General features: G+C 43.3%; 1 protein-coding gene. It reads right to left on the bottom strand.

All coding sequences use genetic code 11. The features are described from left to right. Nucleotides 1-1,326 (bottom strand): IS3 family transposase gene (locus Q0590_RS37240; protein WP_302042768.1). Its coding sequence is split into 2 segments (ribosomal slippage), with 1,324 coding nucleotides annotated over them: nt 1-979 and nt 982-1,326; the frame shifts between segments, so codons are not numbered across the junction. This gene is flagged as partial in the annotation. Nucleotides 1,327-1,477: the final 151 nt, after the last annotated feature.

The raw sequence follows: 1,477 nt of genomic DNA, 5'->3' as shown, positions 1-1,477 counted from the left end.
GAATATAACTTTTTCTTCTTTTAATTAGGGTAAGCTGTTTAGTTTTTTCTCTTTGTTTGAGCTTTTCCTGCCTGCGATCAAAGAATACATCAGCAGGCGTTAAGTTATCTAATGATTCGTGATACCGATGATGGTTATAATGATTTACCCACTCATTGATCCGCCTTTCTAACTCTTGTGGTAGATAATAGAACTCCAACAGGAGTAGATTTTTCATTGACCGATGATAGCGTTCAATTTTTCCCTGAGTCATGGGATGATGCGGAGCACATTTGATATGCTGTATATGCTGCTTGTCAAAATATTCCCGCAGGTATTTTCCTACGAAAGCAGAGCCATTATCGGTTAATACCTTCGGCCTTTGCTCTTCATTTAAATGGGCTGCTTGCATGGCTTGCTGCAGGGTTCGTTCCGCATCTACCGCTTGCATGGTCGAGCAGAGCTGCCAAGAGAGGATATAGCGAGAATAGTCATCCATGACAGTTGATAAATAGTACCAGCCCCAACCCTGGATTTTAAAATAAGTAAAATCAGTCTGCCAAAGCTGATGGATAGCTGTAGTAGGATTGGCAAAGTGATCGGCCGCTTCCATTAATCGGTAAGCAGGCGTAGTGACTAAGCCATGCCTTTTGAGAATCCGATAGACAGTAGATTCGGACACAAACCACCTTTCCTGATCGGTGATATAGCAAGCCAGTTCCCGACAAGAAAGGTCTGGGCGCTCTAAAGCCAGCGTGACGATCTGTTCTTGTTCCTTGAGCGGCACTTGATTCCAATAGCCTCTTCGCTCCACTGGCTGAGAAGCTAATCCCTCATATCCCTTAGCCAAGTATTGCTTGTACCATTGATAGAAAGTAGAGCGGGCAATAGCTAGTTGTGTCAACGTAGCTTTTACACTTAGCTGTGACTGCTCTACAATGGTAATAATTTCCATTTTCTCTGCCTGTGTCATACGCTTATTGGGTTTGGTTACTGTTCGGCTTTCAGGCTTTTTTTTAACAAGCGATTCTCAAGACTTAGCTCAGCTACTAATTGCTTTAAGGCTTCATTTTCTGTTTTCATCATCTGCACTTCCGGAGCAGTAGCTTCCCGGATAGTGTCTCCCATCAGCCGTTTCTTGCCTGCTTCTAAAAATTCCTTGCTCCAGCGGTAGTAGATATTGGTGTTGATGCCCTCTCTGCGGCAAATTTCTGCTACAGAAAATTCTCCGCGTAAGCCTTCCAGGACAATGCGTATTTTTTCTTCGGCTGAGTACTGCTTGCGAGTTTGGCGTTGAATGTCTTTAATTACTGAGAGTACTGGCTGCTTAAGAGGTGTGGGTTTAATAGGCTCTTTGCCTACTTGAGCAGGGGTAGCACTAGGTTTAGAAAGGGATTTGCTGTTTTTGGACATAATCGTGGAGGTTAGGGTAAGACAATTTACTCATTTGTCTCTTCTATTTTGCCATCAGTTGTCCAATTCTATCTGACGACATACA

The sequence above is a fragment of the Rhodocytophaga aerolata genome, from assembly GCF_030503435.1.
In the GTDB taxonomy this organism is placed as follows: domain Bacteria; phylum Bacteroidota; class Bacteroidia; order Cytophagales; family 172606-1; genus Rhodocytophaga; species Rhodocytophaga aerolata.
This window is presented reverse-complemented; position numbering and strand designations above follow the sequence as displayed.